The following is a 21,078-nucleotide window of genomic DNA, read 5'->3' on the forward strand; positions in this document are numbered from 1 at the left end:
CATCCCCAGGTTGTCCACAGATGGGTCCCCACCCTGAATTGCTTTCGGCCTTCCGGGGGACATAGCGTCCCCGCCGAGCCTGTACTCACGGTGGTGCCCCGGCGTGGCGATCAGACTCGCGGCCCGTCTTCGCCGATCATCGGGGGACACGGCGCAAGGGGACCGGTGGCGCGACTCGCGCCACGTGCTTCGAGAGTGAAGATCCGGCATAATCGAACGGGTGTTCGCATGATGACGAGGAGGTGTCCGGAGCGGTGGCGCTGACCGACGACCGCAGTCCGATGTATGCGGAGAACGACCCGGGTCCGAGTGACCCCGGCTCCGGTGGCGGGTTCGACCGCCAGCCGCCGCAGGACATCACGGCCGAGCAGTCCGTGCTCGGCGGCATGCTGCTGTCGAAGGACGCGGTCGCCGACGTCATCGAGGCGCTCGGCCCCGACGACTTCTACCGCCCGGCGCACCAGGCGATCTACGACTGCATCCTCGACCTCTACGGCCGCGGCGAGCCCGCCGACCCGATCACCATCTCCGCCGAGCTGGAACGCCGGGGCGAGCTGGGTCGCATCGGTGGCGCGCCGTACCTGCACACCCTGATCGCGACGGTGCCGACGGCGGCGAACGCCGGCTTCTACGCGGAGATCGTCGCGGAGAAGGCGGTGCTGCGCCGGCTCGTCGAGGCGGGCACCCGCATCGTCCAGTACGGCTACGGCGCGGCGGCCGCGGACGGCGCGAACATCGACGAGGTCGTCGACCGCGCCCAGGCCGCGATCTACGACGTCACCGAGCGCCGGACCAGCGAGGACTACGTCGCGCTGGAAGAGCTGCTACAGCCGACGATGGACGAGATCGACGCGATCGCGTCCCGCGGCGGCCAGTCCCAGGGCATCCCGACCGGGTTCACCGACTTCGACGAGCTGACCAACGGCCTGCACCCGGGCCAGATGATCATCGTCGCTGCGCGTCCCGGTGTCGGCAAGTCGACACTGGGTCTGGACTTCGCCCGTTCGGCGTCCATCCGCCACGGTCTGACCAGCGTCATCTTCTCGCTGGAAATGAGCCGGACCGAGATCGTCATGCGCATGCTCTCGGCCGAGGCGAAGATCCGCCTGGCCGACATGCGCGGTGGCAAGATGTCCGACGACGACTGGACGCGGCTGGCCCGCCGGATGAGCGAGGTCTCCGAAGCGCCGCTGTTCGTCGACGATTCGCCGAACATGACGATGATGGAGATCCGCGCGAAGGCCCGGCGGCTCAAGCAGCGGCACGACCTCAAGCTCGTCGTCCTCGACTACCTGCAGCTGATGACGTCCGGCAAGCGCGTCGAGTCGCGGCAGCAGGAAGTCTCGGAGTTCTCGCGGCAGATGAAGCTGCTGGCGAAGGAGATCGAGGTCCCGGTGATCGCGATCAGCCAGCTGAACCGTGGTCCCGAACAGCGCACGGACAAGCGCCCGATGCTGTCCGACCTGCGTGAGTCCGGCTCGCTGGAGCAGGACGCCGACCTCGTCATCCTGGTCAACCGCCCGGACGCCTGGGAGCGCGACGACCCCCGCGCCGGCGAGGCGGACCTGATCATCGCCAAGCACCGCGCCGGCCCGACCGCGACGATCGTCGTAGCGCACCAGCTGCACTACAGCCGCTTCGTCGACCTCTCCCACGACTAGCGGGGCATACGCGACCCGGTCCGCCCCGACGGCGACGCTCGTGCACGTCTCGGTGCCGTGGTTGCGCCAGGCGTGCCGGGTGCCGTTCTGGACGACCGTGTCGACGTAGTCGATGCTTTCGGTAGTGTGCGTCCCGGGGACGCTCGGGTCCATGGCTTCCAGCACGCCCGGCATCCGCCGCTCCAGCTCGGCCGTCGCCGCGGCGGTGTCGAGATCCGGACGGGGAATCAGCTCGCCCGGCGGGATCATGTTGATCATGAAGCGTGACCCTTCGCGCGGCGGGTAGTACGCCTCGGCCGGGCGGGGCGAGCCGTCGTCGGGGTCGTGCCCGGTGACCACGCGGCGAACGCGCTCCAGGGATCCCCCTTGACCTGTCAGCCCAGGGACTGGGCGCGGGCCGCGCTGAACGCGATCGCGAGCGGTGGCCTGACCGCGGTGAGCGTCGAGCCACTGGCACGGACGCTCGGCGTGACCAAGGGAAGTTTCTACGCGCACTACCGCAACCGCGACGAGCTGATCGCGGCCGCGCTCGACGTGTGGGTCCGCGGTCACGGCGACGAAGGACTCGCCGAGTTCGCCGCGATCTCCGATCCGGGGGAGCGGTTGCGCCAGCTGCTCACCGCGGTCGTCCCAGCCGTCCAGCCGCTGGCGCCTTCGGTGCACCTGAGCCTGCTCGGCGACCGCAACGATCCCCGGGTCCGGGACGCGGTCCACCGGGTGAACCGGGCTCGGCTGGAACTGCTCGCTCGCACCTACCGCGAGCTCGGCCTGCCACCGGACCGGGCGACGTCCCGGGCGCGCGTCGCCTACGCGGCCATCCTCGGGCTGCTGCACCTGGCCCAGACCGATCCGGACGCACCGAACGCCGCCACGCTCGCCGAGGAAGCGGCCGCGGTCTTCCTGCCTACTTGAGCTGCCCGTAACCGCGGACGAACGCGCTCAGCAGGCGGCCGAAGTTCGCCCGGTCGTCGTCCGGCCAGTCGGCCATGACCTCGGCGAACACGGCGCGGCGGAAGGCGTGCAGCTCGTCGAGGTGGGCTTGGCCGGCTTCGGTCGGCACGAGCACCGCGCGCCGGCCGTCGTGCTGGTCGGCCACGCGCCGGAGCAGGCCCTGCTCGACCGCGCGTGCGACCAGCCGGCTCGCGCGCGGCTGGTCGACCCCCATCGCCGCGCTCAGCGCCGTCACCGTGCCGGCTTCGCCGCGTTCGGCGAGCTCTTCGACGACGTCGAGCAGCTCGTGCACCGGGTCGTGCCCGCCGCGGCCGCGCTCCTTGGCGATCCGGCTCAGCGCCCGCCGTTGCTGGCTGCGGCGGATCGCGATCATCGCGCGCTCGACCTCGGCCACCGCGTCCGTCATCGTTGCCCCCCTCCGAACTACATGTACTCAACACGATCATCCTGGGCGCCGGCACGCCGGAGGAGGTCGACGAAGGACGCAAAGCGCACGCCCGAGTCGAAGCGCGTGTCACGGCGTGCGGCGAACCTCGAAGCCGGCTGAGGAATAACCCAGGCAGCAGCGGCGTCAGATACCCTAGTAGTTGAACTTTCAATCACTGGAGCTGTCGATGACCCGCACCCCGGTCCTCTACCTCAGCCACGGTGCGCCGCCGCTCGCCGACGACGCCACGTGGACCCGTCAACTCGCCGGTTGGTCTGCCGACCTGCCGAAACCCACCGCGATCCTGGTCGTCTCGGCGCACTGGGAAGAGGCGCCGCTGACCCTGTCGGCCACCACGACCGTGCCGCTGGTCTACGACTTCTGGGGCTTCCCGGACCGCTACTACCAGGTGAAGTACGCATCGCCCGGCGCTCCGGAGCTCGCGGCGAAGGTGAAGAAGCTGCTTCGCTCGACCGAGACTCCAGTGCACGACGCGCCCGAGCGCGGTCTCGACCACGGTGCCTACGTGCCGCTCGTCGAGATGTACCCGGACGCCGACATCCCGGTGCTGCAGGTTTCGATGCCGTCGCTCGACCCGCGGGAGCTGTTCGACCTCGGCCGCAAGCTCGCGCCGTTGCGCGACGAGGGCGTGCTGATCATCGGCAGCGGCTTCTTCACGCACAACCTGAGCGGCATGGCCCGCGCCACCGACGGGACGCCGCCGGCGTGGTCGGCCGAGTTCGACCACTGGGGTGACGAGGTGCTGCGCGGCGGTGACGTCGACACGCTGCTCGACTTTCGGCACAAGGCCCCGGCGGCGGCGCTCGCGCACCCGCGGATCGAGCACTTCGCGCCGCTGTTCGTCTCCCTCGGCGCCAGCTCGGGCGAGGGGCGCACGGTGATCGACGGGTTCTGGCACGGCCTGGCGAAGCGTTCTCTCCAGTTCTCCTGACCCGGGACGCGAACGAGCCCCAGGAGCCGGCGCTGGCTCCTGGGGCTCGTCGTCTCCAGGGAGGGAGAGTCTATTCAGTTACTGCGGGAACTACTTGCGCTTGACCAGACCCAGCAGCTTCGCGAGGAAGCCGGTCGAGTCGAGGCCCGACATGGCCGGCACCTGCGCGGCCGGGGCCGCGCTGTCCAGCACCGGCAGCTTCGCGTTCACCGGCAACGCGGCCGGCGCGGCCGGCAGCGTCGTCGGGGCGGCGGGCAGCTGCGGGTTCGCCGGCAGGGCCGGGGTCACCGGGAGCGCGACGGGCAGCGTCGGGACGCCGCCACCCAGGGCCGGGACGGCCGGCAGGGTGGGCAGCAGGCCGCCGCTCAGGGCCGGGACGTGCACCGGGAGACCACCGGTCGGCAGGTCCGCACGCTCGGTGCCGTGCCCGGGCAGGGCACCACCCAGCGCGGAGAGGCTGCTCAGGCCCGGCAGGCCACCCGCGACGGGCAGCCCCGGGGTCGGCAGGTGCGGCATCCCGGACATCGGGTCGCTCACCGGCACGTCGGCACGCTGGGCCGGAACGGCCGTCGGCAGCGCGGGCAGGCCCTGGGTGGGCAGCCCCGCCGTCGGCAGGCCACTGGCCAGCCCGGTCAGCGACGGCAGCTCGCCGGCGCCCAGCTCCGAACCCTCGACCGGGTTCGCGATGGCCTCGGAAGCGTCCGCGGCGTCACCGTCGATGCTGGTCATGTCGGTCGCGTCCGCGGTCGCGTTGCCGATCAGCTCCAGGGGAACCCCGAAGATCTGCACCGGCACCACGAGGTCGTGGTAGAAGTTGTAGCCCGACAGGCTCGACCCGTCACCCTCGGTGACCGGCTCGCCGCCGTTCTGCGTGGTGAGGACGTTGTCACCGTTCGCGTGGGCCACGCCGCCCACGGCCACCGCGTCGCCGAACAGCTGGGCGATCGCCGTCACCGGGATGTCCAGGATGTCGCCGGCCAGCGCGCCTTCGACACCGGAGGTGGTGTCGTCGCCCGCGTTGGTCACGGTGGTGGTGTTCATGCCGTTGCCGCTGGAGACGCCGGCCGCGCTCACCGCGTCGCCGAAGATCTGCGCGACGGGCACCCCGTCGACACCGACGATGTCACCGGCGATCGCACCGCGGTCACCGTTGGTCGTGGCGTCGCCACCCGCGGAGGACACCGTGTCGCTCGTGCCGGTGCCGTGGCCCAGGGCCGCACCCGCGACGCCGTCGCTGAACAGCTGCGCGGCACCCGCGAACGGAGCCTTCACGATGTTGCCGGCGATCGCGCCGTCCTGCCCGTCGGTCAGGGCGTCGCCACCCGCCGACGAGTCGGTGATGTTGTCGTTCTCACCGGTGCCGATGCCGCCGAGGGCCGCACCCGAGCCGGCGGCCAGCACCGGCAGGGAGACCGGAGCCTCGACGATGTTGCCGGCGCCCGCACCCGCGGGGCCGTTGGCCTTGACGTCGCCACCCGCGTTGGAGGTGGTGTCGGTCGAGCCCTTGCCGTGGCCCTGGCCGATGAAGGCGCCGCCGATGTTGGCGACCTGCACCGGGAGCGACGCCGGGACGGTGCCCAGGTTGGAGCTCAGGAAGCCGTTGTCGTCCTTGGTGCTGCCACCGCCGCCGCCCGAGACGACCTTGGTCTCCTCGGCCGAGCCGGAGCCCTGGCCGATGAAGGAGCCACCCACGCCGAAGACCTCGGCGGGGACGGCGACCGGCACCTGGACGACGTTGCCCGAGCCGGACGAGTTGTCACCCTGCGAGCCGTCGTACGCCCCGGCGGTGACCGTCTTGTCCTCGGTCGAGGTGCCGGAGGCGTTGCCGATGTGGCTGCCGCCGATGCCGTAGACCTCGGGCGCGCCCGCGGCCTGGGTGTTGACGATGTTGCCACCGAGGACGGCGTCGTTGCCCTTGGTGTAGCTGCCGTTGCCCGCGTTGGCGTCGGTGGTGTTGTCGTGGCTGGCGTGCGAGTTGCCGATGTAGGTCCCGCCGATGCCGAACGCCTCGACCGGGAGGGCGACCGACGGGTTGATGACGTTGCCGCCCGCACCCGAACCGTCGCCCGCCGTCTTGACGAAGCCACCCGAGTCGACAGTGCTGGAGGAGCTGCCGCCCTGGGTCTGGTCGCCGTCGCGGCCCGTCGCGCCACCGGTGGCCGCGTTGCCGATCCACGACGCCGCGACACCCGCGACGTTGGCGATCGGGGAGAGCGAAACGGCGCCCGCGTTGCCGTCGAGGAACGAGTCGTTGCCGCTCGTCTCTTCGTAGGTCGGGATGCCCAGCGAGCCCTCGCGGGTGTCCCCGGCCTTGGCGTCGGCGGACGAGTTCGACAGCGTGTCCGCGTCCGAGCCCCACACGCCACCGGCGTTGCCGTTGAACTTCACCGGCAGGGCGATCGGCGCACCGACGATGTTGCCCGAGCCCGCGCCACCGTCACCGGCGGACTTGATCGAGCCACCCGAGGTGGCGTCGGAGTCGGCGTCGTACTGGCTGTACGCGTTGCCGAGCAGGTAGGAAACGGCGTTGCCGGTCACCTGGACCGGGGTGGCGAACTGGCCGGCCACCACGTTGCCGGACAGGCCGGAGCCGGTGCCGTCGGTGTCGATGTTGCCGGTCTCGGTGGTGCTCTGGCTGGCCGAGCCACCGTGCACCGCGCCGGAGCCGCCCGCCACGCCGCCGGAGTTGCCGGCGATCTGGACCGGGAGCGCCCAGTCGAGGACCACGGCGTTGCCGGCGAGGCCGGACTTGGAGCCGTCGGTCGCGACGTCCTGGTTGTGGCTCCAGGTCTGCGAGTGGTCCGTGCCGTCGACGTGCGCGTCGCCGATCACGCCGATCGCGTTGTCCACGATCTGGATCGGGACGACGACGTCGCCGGCGACCTTGTTGCCCTTGAGGTTGTTGTGACCCGGGGTGAAGGCGCCCGCGCCGTCAGCCTTGGTCGCGCCACCGAGGGTGCTCTGGCTGATCGGGCTCGCTTCGTCGAGCTGCTTGACGGCCTCGTTCGCGGCCTTGGTGACCGGCTTGGTGCTCAGCTCCGTCTGCCCGGCGGGCAGGTCCAGCTGGCCGAACGGGGTGCCGACCGCGTTGTTGGCTTCCGAGATCGGAGCCGTCACGTTCAGGTCGAGCGGGGAGGCCGGGGAGTCGGGGTTGACGTTCTCGTCAGCCGAGGCGATGCCGGTGCCCAGCATCAGCAAACCACCCGTGACCAGCGCGGTCTGGAGTCCGCGCTTTGCCCACGTCTGCATGGGGTGTTTCTCCTTTATTTCGGGTTCCCTTACGGGCTTATGGGGGTGCGCTCGTCGAAGTCGAAACGGAGTCCGAGCCGCACCGGGAGGGAAGGAACTTCTTGCGGGCGCAACAAAGCGCACCGCCGTGCCACGGGGGATTCGTGCGGACGCGGATGCCGTCAGATGAAGACGGACTTGGGCGCGTCAGCTACCCGTGGAGGGAGGTGTTTCAGTCAGGAGTGACACCGGGCTGCGTGCCCGGGGTGCGCGGCGTGTGCCGCAGGCCGCCGCGGTAAGCGCTGGCGGCGGCATCGCTGACGGCAGCGGAGACCCACGAGGGGACGCCGAAGTTCAAGCCGTCGAGGTGGCCACCGGGGGCAGAGCTGCCACCCGGGGCGGTGGGGATGGACGGTGCGGCCGGAAGCTGCACCGGAACCAGCGGCGACGACGGCAGATCACGGTGCGAGTCGCGGGACTCGCCCGCGGCACCGGTGACGTCGCCCTGCTGGACACCCGTCGGCATCGCGAGCGCGGCTCGCAACGCGGCGGGGAGTTCGACGGTCGAGACGGCGACCGTGTCCGTGGTCTGGCCGACGCCCTCGGTCACCGGCTCCTGCTCGACCGGGGCGAGCCCCGGGAGCTGCGGAAGCGGGACCAGGTCGCCCTTGCCGGCCGGGTCGAGCAGCTGCCACACCTGGCGGCCGAAGTCCTTCGCCGGTTCGGGGGCGATAGTCTCTTCGATGACCTGGCGGGTGTCCTCGGGCTTGCGGGCGATGTGCTCGAACGCGCCGAGGGTGCGGTGGACCGGGCTCACGACGGCGTCCTCGGTGAGGTCCGAGACCGAGTCGCTGACGCGCTCGGAGGCCTCGTGCTCGAGGACGCGGGGGCTGCTCCACGACGTGATGTCCTGGGGCGAACCGGCATCGGCGACGTCACCGGGGACGTGCGAGACGTCGCCGAGGCTGCCGACCGTCGCGTCGGTGGCCGGCGTAACGGAAGCCGTGCCCGCGTCGACTATGTCGGCGGAAGCGGTCGCACCGGAAACGAGCCACGCCGCGGCGGTGCCGGCGATGGCGCCACCGACGACGAGGAGCGCACGCGACACGAGACGGCGCGAGCGCGGTGCGCCCTGCCCCTCGTTCTTCGCGGTGTTCGCCACTCGTCGTCTCCTGTGTGCGTGTTCTGGTTCGACTGCCACATAACGTTGCGGTAGCGACCTAAGCAAACACGGGGCGTGACGCGCACCCTCGAAACGACTTGATGCCCCCATCGTGTGAAGAACACACGGTGTATTCCGAACTGACGATCAGTGATCACGGCTGGCAGTCGGGCAAATAGGGCGGCTCAGCCGCTACGGTGTGGCGGTGAGCCACGCGCGAGGAGAAGACCCGTTCCTGCCGGAGCACGAGGACATCACGGGACTGATCCCCCGGGGGCTGCGCATCAGCGCCGCGCTCGCGTGGCGGTTCATCGTGATCGTCGCCGCGCTGTACGCGGTGGTGTGGGTGATCGGCTACCTCTCGGTCGTCGTCATCCCGCTGTCCATCGCCCTCCTGGTTTCGGCGCTGCTCGCGCCGGCCGTCCAGAAGCTGGTGGCCCTGAAGTTCCCGCGCGGGCTGGCGACCGCGATCGTCCTGATCGCCGGGCTGGCCGTGCTGGGCGGGCTGCTGACGTTCGTCATCACGCAGTTCTCCTCCGGCCTGCCGCAGCTGCAGCAGCAGGTGAACGCGAGCCTCGACCAGATCAAGAACTGGCTGCTGAACGGGCCGCCGCACCTGCGGCAGGAGCAGATCCAGGACTTCATCAACCAGGCGATCGGCTTCATCCAGAACAACCAGGCGTCGATCACCACGACGGCGCTGACCACGGCGAGCACCGTCGGCGAGATCCTCACCGGCTTCCTGCTGACGCTGTTCATCACGATCTTCTTCCTCAGCGGCGGCGACGGCATCTGGACGTTCCTGGTCCGCGCCGTGCCCGGCCGGGTCCGCAACCGGGTCGACGTCGCCGGGCGCCGCGGGTTCGCCTCCCTGGTCAGCTACGTCCGCGCGACGGCCGCGGTCGCCGTCGTCGACGCGGTCGGCATCGGCGTCGGCCTGTGGATCATGGGTGTGCCGCTGGTCATCCCGCTGGCGACGCTGGTCTTCATCGGCGCGTTCATCCCGATCATCGGCGCGGTGCTGACCGGCGGTGTCGCCGTCCTGATCGCGCTGGTGACGAACGGGTTCATCGGTGCCGTGATCGTGCTGGCCATCGTGATCGGCGTGATGCAGCTGGAGAGCCACATCCTGCAACCGCTGCTGCTCGGGCGGGCGGTCAAGCTGCACCCGCTGGCCGTGGTCCTGGCCATCACCGCCGGCCTGGTCGCGGGCGGGATCGCCGGCGCGCTGCTGGCCGTGCCGCTGCTGGCCGTGCTGAACGCCGGCGTCCGGTCGCTGCTGCACGAGCGGAACCCGGACCCGGCCGAGGTCGACGTGCTCAAGGACCAGGCCGCGCAGCCGAACGACGCCGAACCCGGGACGCCCGACGCGGAGGTGCCGACGATCGGTGAAGACGACGAAGAAGACGAAGAAAAGAACGCCCGCGCGGCGACGGCCGTGAACAAGGACGAAAAGTAAGGAATGGCCACCGCGCGGACGCCGGACCCGATCACGCCGCTGTGGCGCGGCGTGAACGCGTTCCGCGTGCTCACCTGGGCGTTCGCCTGCGGCACGGTCGTCGTGCAGCACGAGCACTACCGGCGTGAGTGGCTGGCCTGGACGCTGCTGGGCGCGATGGCGGCCTGGTCGGTCGTGATCAGCGTGCTGTACCTGCGCGAGCGGACGCGGCCGCCGTGGCTGGTCGTCGCCGACGTCGTGGTCGGCACCGGGCTGCTGCTGACTTCCCCTCTTGTGCTGAGCGACGCGCAGTTCGCGCAGAGCGTCCCGCTGATCACCACGGTCTGGGCCGCGGTGCCGCCGGTGGCCGCGGGCGCCCGCTTCGGCGCGGTCGGCGGGGTGCTCGCCGGCCTGGTCGTCGGGGTGGCGACCGGGCTCGCGCGGGAGAAGTTCGACCTCGACGTCGCCCGCGACGGCGTCCTGCTCGCGGCCGCCGGGCTGCTGGTCGGGATGGCGGCGACGCTGAGCAGGCAGGCCGCGACCCGCCTGGCGCAGGCGTTGCGGAAGGAAGCGGCGACGGCCGAGCGTGAACGGCTGGCGCGGTCGATCCACGACAGCGTGCTGCAGGTGCTGGCCCGCGTCCGCAAGCGCGGCAACGAGGTCGGCGGCGAAGCGGCCGAGCTGGCCAAGCTGGCGGGCGAGCAGGAGATCGCCCTGCGGTCGCTGGTGACGACGGAACCGCTGCGGCCGAGCGAGACCGGCACGACGAGCCTGCGCACGGCCCTGCAGCTGCTCGCGACGCCGTCGGTGCAGGTCTCGACCCCCGCCGACGACGTCGAGCTGCCGGCGCACGTCACCGACGAGCTCGTGGCCGTCACCCGCGAAGCGCTGGCGAACGTCGAGAAGCACGCGGGCCCCGGCGCGCACGCGTGGGTGCTGCTGGAGGACCTCGGCGCCGACGTCGTGGTGAGCATCCGCGACGACGGACCGGGCATTCCGGACGGCGTTCTCGAGCGAGCGGCCGCGAACGGGCACCTCGGCGTGGTGGAATCCATCCGGGGGAGGGTGCGCGACCTCGGCGGGAGCGCGTCCCTCGACACCGGCCCCGGCCGGGGCACGGAGTGGGAGGTCAAGGTGCCGAGCACCAGAGGAAAGTCATGAGCGAGCCGCTGATTTCGGTGATGGTGGTCGACGACCACCCGATCTGGCGCGACGGGGTGGCCCGTGACCTGACCGAACACGGCTTCGACGTGCGGGCGACCGCGCCGGACGCCGCCGCCGCGCTGCGGATCGCGCGGACCGTGGCACCGGACGTCGTGCTGATGGACCTCAACCTCGGCACCACCTCCGGGGTCGACGCCACCCGCGAGATCACCGCGGCCCTGCCGTCGACGCGGGTGCTGGTGCTGTCCGCGAGCGGGGAGCACAAGGACGTCCTGGAGGCGGTGAAGGCCGGCGCGTCCGGTTACCTGGTCAAGTCGGCGTCCGCGGCCGAGCTGGTGGACGCCGTCCGCCGCACCGCCGCCGGCGACCCGGTGTTCACCGCGGGCCTGGCCGGGCTGGTGCTCGGCGAGTACCGGCGGATGGCCGACGCGCCCGCCGAAGGCGCCGAGCCGCCGCGGCTGACCGAGCGCGAGACCGACGTCCTGCGCCTGGTCGCGAAGGGGCTCACCGCGCGGCAGATCGCCGAACGGCTCGTGCTGTCGCACCGGACCGTCGAGAACCACGTCCAGTCGACGCTGCGGAAGCTGCAGCTGCACAACCGCGTCGAGCTGGCCCGCTACGCGATCGAGCACGGCCTCGACGAAGAGTAGGGCTCAGGGCAGCACGGTGACGCCGCCCCAGTCGCCCTCCGGCAGCGTGGCCTTGCCCAGCCGCCAGGTCGGTTCGCCCGGGTGCCAGGCGGCGAGGACGCCGTCCGCGAGCACGAGGTCACCCTGCTCACTCCAGTCGAAACCGCCACCGTCCTTGAGGTGCTCGGTGACGAACGGCATCCCCGGCGCGTGCTCCCACTTCAGCGCGTCCGGGCGGAGGAGCCAGATGTCGCGCAGCTGCGTGGCGGTCGCCCGGTAGGAGGGGACGGCGAAGTCGGCGGCGAACAGGGTGCCTTCCCGTGAGGGCACCACGGTCGGCGCGGCCCCGATCGCCGGCCGGCTGAGCTTCTTGCGGCTGTTGTCCCGCAGGTCGACCAGGGTGAGGTCGGTGAGGCCGTCGAGCAGCATCCAGTCCCCGGCGACGGCGAGGATGCGCGGGGCCTGCTGGACCGTGCGGCCGGTCCCCGGCTCGATGAGCGCGTCCGTCGACTCGGCGCCGTCGGCGTTGATGCTGATCAGCAGGCCGTGCCGGCTCTCGCCGCGGACCTGGGTGCGGCAGCTCGCGGACTGGCCGTGGCCGAGCTCGCCGCCGTCGAGCTTCACGTGCTGGAGCCGGCAGCTGTCCGGCGCGTCCTGCCGGATCGTCCACACGCTCTCGCCGTCGGCCCCGGGCGCCACCGACCAGGCGCGGCCGAGCGACCGCGGTGGGCTCGCCGGGCCGGTGTAGCCGAAGACCTCGAACGGGTCCGTGACGTTCTCGCCGCGCGTGTAGGCGATCAAGACGACGGACTTGCCGACGCGGACGGCGTCCATCCCGACGTCGCCGCCGGGGTAACCGGGCGGGCCGGCCACGGGTCCTCGGTCGGCGTCGAAGAGGGTCGGGCCGGTGGTGTGGAGGAGCGCGGTCACCCCGATGCCACCCGTGGCGGCCACTCCCTGGAGCCCCTCGGGCAGGGCGGCCGCGGTGGTCGGCGGCGCGCTGGTCGTCGCCGGGGCCGGCGGCGGCGCGGGCTCGTCGCCGGTGCACCCGGCCAACAGCAGGAGCGCCGCGATGGACGCGGCCGCGCGAATTGCGGGTCCGTTCAGGGTTTTCCCCCGATCTCCCTGGTGGAATCCGGTTCTACCATCGTGGACATGGGCGAGGAAGAGACCACGGCGGCAGAACCGATGACCGAGACCAAGCCGTTGAGCGAGCGCGATCTTCGGGTGTCCGACGACGAGCGCGAGCACGTCGTCGGCGTGCTCCAGAAGGCTATCGGCCGCGGCATGATCGATCTGGACGAGTTCACCGAGCGCACCGACCGGGCGCTCGCGTCGAAGACGCGGGGTGAGCTGAACGCTGTGCTGGCCGACCTCGCCGGCCTGTTCCACCCGGCCGCGGCTCAGGCGTCCGCGCCCTCCTACGCACCGCCGGCGGGCTTCGGCGGCGGTTACGTGCCCGGCCGGCGCTTCGAGCTCAACGCGAAGTACTCGTCGCTGCACCGCGGCGGGCCGTGGGTGGTGCCGTCCGAGATGGTCGTGCGCAACAAGTACGGCTCGACCAAGCTGGACTTCACCGAGGCCCAGGTCCAGTCGCCGGTGGTGCACATCGAACTGGACGCCAAGTGGGGTTCGGTCGAGATCGTCATCCCGGAGCACGCCGCAGTCGACGTCAACGCGATCAGCGACGTCAAGTTCGGTTCGATGGAGGACAAGACCCACAGCAACGGGCGGATGGGGAACCCCCGGTACGTGCTGAGCGGCCGCGTCCACGGCGGTTCGCTGGTCATCCGCCACCCGCGGCGCGGGCTCTTCGGCTAGCCGGGGTCCCTCTGCCCCCGGCGTCAAGAAGGCCTCCCCCGTCCAGGCATCGGACGAGGGAGGCCTTCGCCCGTCACGCGACGGCGACCGGCTGGGCGGTCCGCAGGTAGCGGGCGACGAAGTAGCCGAGAACGGCGAACGCGACCGCGCTCAGCCCGGCGACGACGTGGAGGCCGTTGGCTTCGCCGTGGGCGCGGACGACGGCGTTGCCCAGGGTGCCGACGGTCGCCATGCCGAGCGCGTACCCGAACTCGTTGGCGGTCTGGGCGAGCGCCGCGGCGGCGCCGGCCTTGCGCGGCGGCACGGAGCCGATGACGAGGCCGGTGCCGAGCGCCACCATCGGCCCGACCCCGGCGGACGCCACGGCGAACCCGATCGCCGGCCACACGGGACTGCCGTCGGCGAAGGCCAGCACGACCATCCCGAAGGCCGCGGTGAGGACCCCGCCCGCGATCAGCGCACCGGTCGGGAGGCGCCGGGCCAGCACGGGAGCGACCAGGAAGCTGAGGGTGGAGGTGATCATCCCCGGCATCAGCCCGAGCGCCGCGGCGATGGGCGACAGGTGCAGCGAGAGCTGGAGGAACTGCGCGACGAACAGCATCGTGGTGCCGCCGAGCATGCTGAACAGGAGCATCCCGCCGAGCGCGGTGCGGAACGCCTTCCCGGCGAAAAGGCCCAGGTCGAGCAGCGGTTCGGCGAGCGTCCGCTGGCGCTTCACGAAGACGTACCCGAAGGCGATCCCGGCGGCCAGCGCCGCGACCGGCACCGGGTGGACCCCGTCGCGAGCGAGCTCCTTGACGCCGTAGACGGCGGGCATGATCGCGGCGAGCGACAGCGCGACGCTGGGCAGGTCGAGCCGGCCGGCGGTCTCGTCACGGTACTCGGGCAGCAGCTTCGGGCCGATGACCAGCAGCAGAACCATCGCCGGGACGCCGAGCAGGAAGACCGAGCCCCACCAGAAGTGCTCGAGCAGGAACCCGCCGACCATCGGGCCGATGATCGCGCCGACGGAGAAGCAGCCGGCCCAGATCCCGATCGCGGACGCCCGCTGCCGCGAGTCGGTGAACATCGTCCCGATGAGCGCGAGGGTCGAGGGCGCGAGCGTCGCCCCGGCGATCCCCAGCACGGCCCGCGCGGCGATGAGCATGAGGGCGCTGGTGGAGAAGGCGGCGACCACGGAGGCGAGCCCGAAGGCGGTGGCCCCGACGAGCAGCAGCTTCCGCCGCCCGATCCGGTCCCCGAGGGTGCCCATGGTGACCATGAACCCGGCGACCATGAAGCCGTAGACGTCCATGATCCACAGCTGCTCGGTGCCGTCGGCGTGCAGGCTGACGGCGAGCTTCGGCAGCGCCAGGACCAGGACGAAGACGTCGAGCGAGACGAGCAGGGTGGGCAGCGCCAGCACGGCCAGCCCGACCCACTCCCGCCGCCCGGCCCGGGTTCCTGTGGTGGTGCTCATGGGGTGTCCTCTCGACTCGGTTCCTACCCGTTCGTCGAGTGGGCCGGGCTCGGATCGACACCTTCCGGAAAGTTTTTGGAGAAGTCAGGGGCGCGCGGCGGCGCGGGCGGCCGTCGGGTCCGACGTCGCCAAGGCCGCTTCCGCCAGAGCCTCGCACTCCGCCAGCGTCACGCTCGCCAGGCTCGCGCCCACCGTGCGGACGGCCGGGGCGTTCATCGACAGGCTCGTCAGGCCGAGGCCCGCCAGGATCAGCGCCAGCCGGGGGTCGGCCGCCGCTTCGCCGCAGACGCCCGCGGGCTTGCCGGTGGCCTTGGCCGCGTCGCCGATCAGCTTCAGCAGGCGCAGCAGCGCGGGCTGCCACGGGTCGTTCAGCTTCGCGACCGCGCCCAGCTGGCGGTCCGCCGCGAAGGTGTACTGCGCCAGGTCGTTGGTGCCGACCGAGACGAAGTCGACGACCTCGAGGATCTCGCGGGCGCTCAGCGCCGCGGCCGGGATCTCGATCATCACGCCGGCCCTGGCGATCCCCGCCGCGCGGACGCGGTCGGCGAACCAGGCGGCTTCTTCGACGGTCGCGACCATCGGGGCCATCACCGAGACGTCGGCGCCGGAGTCCGCCGCGGCACCCGCGATGGCTTCGAGCTGGCGGTCCAGGACCTCCGGCCGGTCGAACGCCACGCGCAGGCCACGCACGCCGAGCGCCGGGTTCGGCTCGGCTTCCGGCGAGAGGAACGCCAGCGGCTTGTCGGCGCCCGCGTCCAGCGTCCGGACGATCACGGGCTTGCCGCGGAACGGCGAAAGGACCGCGGTGTAGGCCGCGCGCTGGTCGGCCACCGACGGCTCGGCCGGGGCGTCCAGGTAACAGAACTCGGTGCGGAACAGGCCGACGCCCTCGGCGCCGGCGTCCGCCGCGGCCTGCGCGTCGGCCGGGGAGCCGACGTTGCCGTAGACCTTCACGCGGTGACCGTCGGAGGTCGCGCCGGTGCCGTTCCACTCGGCCCGCTGCGCCACCGTCGCGGTGACGACCGGGGCGGCCGGGTCGGCGAGCTCGACGACACCGGTGTCACCGTCGACCGCAAGCGCTTGCGCGTCCAGCGCCAGCAGCCCGCGGACGGCGACGACCGCCGGGATGCCGAGCGCCCGCGCCAGGATCGCGGTGTGGCTGGTCGGGCCGCCCTCTTCGGTGACCAGGGCGAGCACCTTCGCCGGGTCGAGGCCCGCGGTGTCGGCCGGCGCGAGGTCGCGGGCGACCAGCACACTCGGCGACGCCAGCTCGGGCACCCCCGGCGGCGCGATGCCGAGCAGCTCGGCGATCAGCCGGTCGCGCACGTCCCGGACGTCGCGCACGCGTTCCGCCATGTACCCGCCCGCGGCGGCCAGCGCCTCGGCGAAGCCCTCGGCGGACTGGTAGACGGCCCTCGCGGCGGGCAGGCCCTGGGTCTTGACCAGCTGTTCCGCCTGCGAGGCGAGCGCCGGGTCGGCGGCCATCGCGGCGGTCGTGATCAGGATCGTCGCCGCTTCGCCGGTCGCGGTCTCGGCCTGTTTCTCCAGGCGCCCGGCCACGGCTTCGGCGGCGGGCGCGATCCGGGCGGCCTCGGCGATCGGATCGGCCGGGGCGGGAGTGGCGGCGGGCTCACCCAGCGGCTCCGCGACGCGGACGACGGGACCACTCGCGCGGCCGGGGCTGACGGCGACCCCGGACAGAAGCTCAGACGACATGGTCTAGACCATAACTCAGAAACGGCTCGATATCTCGTGGTGGCGGGCCGTCAAGTCATTCCCCCAGGTCAGCGACGGACGGATAGGACGGCTGCGCGCCGTGCCGGGTCACGCTGAACGCCGCGACCCGCACCGCGTACTTCGCCGCGGCGACCAGGTCGGCGCCGTCGGCGAGGGACGCCGCGAGCGCGCCGGCGAAGGCGTCCCCGGCCCCGGTGCTGTCGACGGCTTCGACCTTCGGCGACGCGACTTCGGTGGCTTTCCCCGCCTCGACGACCACCGCGCCGGCCGCGCCGAGCGTGACGACGGCCGAGCGCGGCCCGAGGTCGAGGAGCTTCCGGAAGTCCGCGCCGGGCCCGGTCAGCCAGGCGGCTTCGTGCTCGTTGACGAGGAGGACGTCCAGCTTGGCCAGCGTCTCGGCGGAGAGCTTCGCCGCCGGCGACAGGTTCAGCAGCACCTTGACGCCCTTTTCGCTGGCCTTCGCGACGGCGTGCTCGATGGCCGGCAGCGGCACCTCGAGCGAGGCGACCATGACCTGCACCCCGTCGAAGACGGCGTCGACGTCCGCGGGTTCGAGGCTCGAGTTGGCACCGGGCGAGACGAGGATCGAGTTCTCGCCGTCGGGTGTGACGGTGATGTAGGCGATGCCGGTCGGCCGGTCACTGGTCCGGACCAGCCCGGTGTCGACACCGGCGGCGCGGAGCGAATCGAGCAGCAGCCGGCCGTAGACGTCGTCACCGACGGCGCCGAGCAGCGCCACGTCCGCCCCGAGCCGGCCCGCGGCGACCGCCGTGTTGGCGCCCTTGCCGCCGGGGGAGAGCACGGTGTCCCCGCCCAGCACGGTCTCACCCCCACCCGGCCGCCGATCCACCGCGACCACGAGGTCGGCGTTGGCGGATCCCACAACGAGTACGTCGGAGTTCATGTCCGTACTTTGCCACGAATCGCGGTCCGACCTGGTCATCAGGGGTGGCGCCGAAGAAAGTGAAGGTTTTTGTAACTTATCCGGGGCTGAGTGCGACAATCATGCGAGCAGCGGATGTCCGTCACTCGTTCGGGGGATGCATGTCCCCCGGCCGTCACTTCACAAACCGGCTCCGCTCTCCTGGTGCGTCATCGCGGAAACGGGATGACGTTGCCCAACCGGCGCAAGCCGGGAAGGGCATCGGGTCGCCGGCGCCGATCACGTAGCCCCCCGAGTGATCGGCGTCGGCGGCGCCCCCGCCGCGACCGCCACGGTGAACTCCTGGAAGAGATCCGCGCGGAACGCGGCCATCGCCTCCCGCACCTGACACGCGGCGCTGTCCGAAAACGCCTCCGGCAGCCGGATCGCCCCGACCGCCGCGGGCAGCCGCTGCCCCTCGATCTCGGCACCGAGTTCCCACAGGCCACGCACCTCGTCCTGCCGCGCGACAGCGGTCGGCGCCAGGAAGACATCGACCATGCGCAAAACGAGTCCCTGGTGGGTCACGGTGATCAGCCTGACCTCCGCCACCTCGGCCCAACCGAGTGTGAAGCTCGTCTGGCTCCGGCGATACCAGCCGATCCCGTCGGCGGAGATCGTCAAGGCGGTCGTGGTGGCCCGCGAGCGGTGCCAGCGCGGGGTGAACACGATGAGCCAGATCGGCGCCGTGAGGCCGAACAATCCCAGCGTCGTCAGGATCTCCCGGCCGTCACCGGGACTCGCGAGCGTTCCGGTGACCGCGCAGGCGGCCCCGAACACCATGAGCGCACCGGCCGTCAGCCAGTACCGCCGCGCCGACCAATCGCCGGGCGCGATCTTGTGGCTCCCGCGCCCGGTACCGGGCGCATCAGAGGTTGGCTGGAGGCGGGTCAGCGAAGCGAGCTGAGTGGTGGGAAGCCACGGCGTGACGTGGTAGCGGAGCCGTCGCCGCCTCCTGGACACGGCCCAGATCGTGCAGACGAGCAGGAACCCGATCGCCGGCACGATCGACCACCAGGGCACGCGCTTTTCGGCCGAACGCTTGAAGTCCGTCGAGCTCTTCTTGAACACAGGCACCGGCCGGCCGATGTCCGCCGGTGTCAGCTCGTCCAGCCCGAACCGCACCACCCGCGTCCGGCCGAGCTGGGTCACTTCCGCCGTGCAGGACCAGTAGAAGCCGATCCCGCCGCGGCTGACCGGGCCGACCCGATCACAGGACGTGGCCCGCGCAACGACGTCGGAAGGTGTGTCGGGGCCGTGCCGGGACGAGCCGCGCGCGATCGCCGTCCAGACTCCGAGGCCCAGCACCACGAGCACAAGAGCCGTCCCCGCGGTCTTCAGCCACCGCCGGCGGCGGACGACCGGAACCGACTCGTAGCCGGTCGGCAACGACGTCACTGGCTCACGGCCAGGCGCACGCTCGCGGGCAGGACCCCACGGATGTGCTCGTCGAACTCCTTCGCCGCCGTCGCGCTCAGCGCGCGCGGCAGCCGGTACCAGCCGTCGCCCTGGCGCAGGTGCGCGAGTTCGGGGCGGTCGAGCGGGAAGTCGTCGCTCGCCGGCCGGAACTCGACGAGTCCCGACGGCACGCGCAGTTCCGCGATTTCCGGCCACGAGACCACGATCTGCCGGTAGTAGGACTTCCAGCGCAGCCCGGCGGCCGAAAGCTCAAGCGTGACCCGGGTTTTCCGGGCGCGGCTCTGCCGTTCGAAGACCTCCAGCCAGGCCATACCGGCGAAGACGATGACGAAGACGACCAGACAGGCCGTGCGAAGGCCGTTCCGCGGCCCGAACTCGATCGCGACACCGAGCCCCAGCTCGATCATGAGGGCGAAGAACCGCACCCAGCGGAGCTTCACCCGATCCCAGCCGTTCACGTGGATCGCAACGACGACAGGCATCTCAGCGGTCGGTGGCGTCCACGGCGCCGACACCGCTTGCCGAACCGGGGTGGAGACCGGGGCATTGACGACGCGTTCGCGCTTGACGCCGACGTACTTCGCCAGTGCTTCGCGCACTCGCGGCGTTTCAGTGTCGTACAGCTCGATCCCCGCCACGAGGTAGTCGCCGTCGTTGACGCGAACCAAGCTCCGGTGCAGGTTCTCGAACCGATCGACGGCCGGAGTGAGCACAACTTGGTCGCGCTTTCGCGTCACCACGGAAGCAGCGCGGAGTTCGTCCCAGCGGACCGCCCAGGCGACCCCGCCGATCACCCGTGAGATCCCCGTCGAATCGATGACGAGCTCGTTGACGACGGGCTTCTTCAGCGACCGCCGGACCAGGTTCAGGCCGAGCAACCCGAACGCACCCCCGAACACGAACCCGGCGACCCGCGGGCTCTGCTGCGTCGACGCCAGAGCCATCCACAGGAACCCGGACGCCACAACCAACAGGACACCGGCGAGAATCCAGTGCCGTCCCTCGGTTCGGGAAACCACGACGCTGTCGGTCATCCGGCCCTCGTCCTGACATCGACGTCGCGCAGGACGATGTCGGCCGCGCCCGGGGAGACCTTCGTGGCCAACGGCAGATCTCGGCCGTTTCGGAGGATCGCGTGAATGGCGACGTAGCGCCGCATGGCGCTCTTCGCCATCTGCTCGACGCTCAGCCGGGCCAGGTCGAGCCGTCGCACCACGACCGGGTCGCCTTCCTTCGGCCGCCAGGTGATCACGCCGGTGGTCAGCGCGAATTCGCCGTCTTCACCGCGGTAGCGCGTCCGGTACAGCAGTACCCAGATCGCCAAGGCGACCGGCAGGGGAATTCCCGGCGGGATGTCGTAGAAGGCAGGAGCGGTGAAGTCGGCGATCACGATCAGCCAGCCCGCCCACAGGACGAACAACCGGCCCGACGAAGCCTTCTCCGCGCGGACCACTGATCGCGGTTCTTCGGAGTTCATGCGCCGGATCAGCCGCTGCACCGGTCGCGGCACACCGAAACCGCCACGACGGACGTTCTTGGAGGACCAGCGCCCGAGTCCGGGCCGGTACCGCTCGATCGCCGCCGCGGCCTTCTCGGCTTCTTCCCGGGCCATGGCCGACGACAGGATGTAACCGTCCTCGGATTCGTCACGGCAGTCGGGGTTCAGGTTCCGGACCGCATCGGCGTCCACCAGCGAAACGGACAGCGCGATCCGGTCGTACTGCTGTCCTTCCCGGAAGACGAACCGGCGGACGTCGTCCCACGGCAGGACAAGCGTGGTCCGGTCTTCCAACGGCTGCCGGAATCCGTCCGGCCCGAACTCGACCCTCGCCGTCTTCAGCGCGCCCCTGAGACGAAGTTGGCGCCGGACCACCGGTCTGAGGCTGAAGCACACCAACGCCAGGACAACGAGCGCGACCGCGACCACGTAAGCGACCGTGGTTCGACCGGACAGCCACACCACGAACCCGGCCGCGACCGCGAGCACCGCGCCGAAGACGGCCGCGCACCCGGTGAACCTCCGCAGGTCGGCGGGCCGGTCGTGAACCGGCAGCCGAACCCGTACCACGGCCGTGTCCGGCTCGTCGGGAGTCGTCGACACCATGGCC

At 71.5% G+C, this 21,078-nt stretch carries 17 protein-coding genes; 7 read left to right on the forward strand and 10 right to left on the reverse strand.

Features of this window, described 5'->3' with window-relative positions:
- Nucleotides 1-254: 254 nt before the first annotated feature.
- Both dnaB and ACGFMK_RS09545 read left to right on the forward strand, forming a co-directional pair.
- A complete protein-coding gene (gene dnaB / locus ACGFMK_RS09540) occupies nt 255-1,661 on the forward strand; it encodes a replicative DNA helicase (RefSeq protein ID WP_323325756.1) in 1,407 nt (468 codons plus the stop codon).
- Between the two features lie 366 nt (nt 1,662-2,027).
- The gene (locus ACGFMK_RS09545) at nt 2,028-2,573 is read left to right on the forward strand and encodes a TetR/AcrR family transcriptional regulator (protein WP_392759988.1); all 546 of its coding nucleotides are present in this window, start codon (nt 2,028-2,030) and stop codon (nt 2,571-2,573) included.
- On the opposite strand, the gene ACGFMK_RS09550 is transcribed toward ACGFMK_RS09545, so the two are convergent.
- On the reverse strand, nt 2,566-3,018 hold the full coding sequence (locus ACGFMK_RS09550; RefSeq protein ID WP_392759989.1) for a MarR family winged helix-turn-helix transcriptional regulator: 453 nt from the start codon (nt 3,016-3,018) through the stop codon (nt 2,566-2,568). The two genes, ACGFMK_RS09545 and ACGFMK_RS09550, sit on opposite strands and share 8 nt — an antisense overlap.
- 208 nt (nt 3,019-3,226) lie before the next feature.
- On the opposite strand from ACGFMK_RS09550, the gene ACGFMK_RS09555 reads away from it, so the two are divergent.
- A complete protein-coding gene (locus tag ACGFMK_RS09555; RefSeq protein ID WP_392759991.1) occupies nt 3,227-3,991 on the forward strand; it encodes a dioxygenase in 765 nt (254 codons plus the stop codon).
- A gap of 90 nt (nt 3,992-4,081) precedes the next feature.
- On the opposite strand, the gene ACGFMK_RS09560 is transcribed toward ACGFMK_RS09555, so the two are convergent.
- Nucleotides 4,082-7,240: a beta strand repeat-containing protein gene (locus ACGFMK_RS09560; RefSeq protein ID WP_392759992.1), complete on the reverse strand. Its 3,159-nt coding sequence runs from the start codon at nt 7,238-7,240 to the stop codon at nt 4,082-4,084.
- A gap of 211 nt (nt 7,241-7,451) precedes the next feature.
- Entirely contained in the window at nt 7,452-8,381 is a 930-nt protein-coding gene (locus ACGFMK_RS09565) for a hypothetical protein (RefSeq protein ID WP_392759993.1), read from the reverse strand.
- A gap of 205 nt (nt 8,382-8,586) precedes the next feature.
- On the opposite strand from ACGFMK_RS09565, the gene ACGFMK_RS09570 reads away from it, so the two are divergent.
- The 3 genes from ACGFMK_RS09570 to ACGFMK_RS09580 are packed head-to-tail and all read left to right on the forward strand — an operon-like array spanning nt 8,587 to nt 11,633.
- Entirely contained in the window at nt 8,587-9,840 is a 1,254-nt protein-coding gene (locus ACGFMK_RS09570; protein ID WP_392759995.1) for an AI-2E family transporter, read from the forward strand.
- 3 nt (nt 9,841-9,843) lie between these two features.
- Complete coding sequence (macS, locus tag ACGFMK_RS09575) at nt 9,844-10,980, forward strand: MacS family sensor histidine kinase (protein ID WP_392759997.1); 1,137 nt, start codon at nt 9,844-9,846, stop codon at nt 10,978-10,980.
- Nucleotides 10,977-11,633, forward strand: coding sequence for a response regulator (locus ACGFMK_RS09580; RefSeq protein WP_392759999.1), 657 nt, complete (start codon nt 10,977-10,979; stop codon nt 11,631-11,633). Before macS ends, ACGFMK_RS09580 begins: the two co-directional genes overlap by 4 nt.
- Nucleotides 11,634-11,636: 3 nt before the next feature.
- Here ACGFMK_RS09580 and ACGFMK_RS09585 read toward each other — a convergent pair whose 3' ends face one another.
- Entirely contained in the window at nt 11,637-12,668 is a 1,032-nt protein-coding gene (locus ACGFMK_RS09585) for a hypothetical protein (protein ID WP_392760001.1), read from the reverse strand.
- Between the two features lie 99 nt (nt 12,669-12,767).
- On the opposite strand from ACGFMK_RS09585, the gene ACGFMK_RS09590 reads away from it, so the two are divergent.
- Nucleotides 12,768-13,433 (forward strand): DUF1707 domain-containing protein, encoded by a 666-nt coding sequence (locus ACGFMK_RS09590; protein ID WP_392760002.1) that lies wholly within the window; start codon nt 12,768-12,770, stop codon nt 13,431-13,433.
- 73 nt (nt 13,434-13,506) lie between these two features.
- Here ACGFMK_RS09590 and ACGFMK_RS09595 read toward each other — a convergent pair whose 3' ends face one another.
- The 6 genes from ACGFMK_RS09595 to ACGFMK_RS09620 all read right to left on the reverse strand — a co-directional run bounded on the left by ACGFMK_RS09595 (nt 13,507) and on the right by ACGFMK_RS09620 (nt 21,074).
- On the reverse strand, nt 13,507-14,892 hold the full coding sequence (locus tag ACGFMK_RS09595; protein WP_392760004.1) for an MFS transporter: 1,386 nt from the start codon (nt 14,890-14,892) through the stop codon (nt 13,507-13,509).
- Between the two features lie 84 nt (nt 14,893-14,976).
- Nucleotides 14,977-16,608, reverse strand: coding sequence for a phosphoenolpyruvate--protein phosphotransferase (gene ptsP / locus ACGFMK_RS09600; protein WP_392760005.1), 1,632 nt, complete (start codon nt 16,606-16,608; stop codon nt 14,977-14,979).
- Between the two features lie 55 nt (nt 16,609-16,663).
- A complete protein-coding gene (locus tag ACGFMK_RS09605) occupies nt 16,664-17,533 on the reverse strand; it encodes a ribokinase (protein ID WP_392760007.1) in 870 nt (289 codons plus the stop codon).
- 258 nt (nt 17,534-17,791) lie between these two features.
- Nucleotides 17,792-18,949, reverse strand: coding sequence for a DUF6346 domain-containing protein (locus tag ACGFMK_RS09610; protein WP_392760009.1), 1,158 nt, complete (start codon nt 18,947-18,949; stop codon nt 17,792-17,794).
- Nucleotides 18,946-20,004 carry a hypothetical protein gene (locus tag ACGFMK_RS09615; protein ID WP_392760011.1) on the reverse strand — a complete coding sequence of 353 codons (1,059 nt, stop codon included), beginning with the start codon at nt 20,002-20,004 and terminating at the stop codon, nt 18,946-18,948. Before ACGFMK_RS09615 ends, ACGFMK_RS09610 begins: the two co-directional genes overlap by 4 nt.
- Entirely contained in the window at nt 20,001-21,074 is a 1,074-nt protein-coding gene (locus tag ACGFMK_RS09620) for a hypothetical protein (RefSeq protein WP_392760013.1), read from the reverse strand. Before ACGFMK_RS09620 ends, ACGFMK_RS09615 begins: the two co-directional genes overlap by 4 nt.
- Nucleotides 21,075-21,078 lie beyond the last annotated feature (4 nt).

Origin of the sequence: Amycolatopsis sp. NPDC049252 (genome assembly GCF_043197175.1) — a bacterium.
Lineage (GTDB): Bacteria > Actinomycetota > Actinomycetes > Mycobacteriales > Pseudonocardiaceae > Amycolatopsis.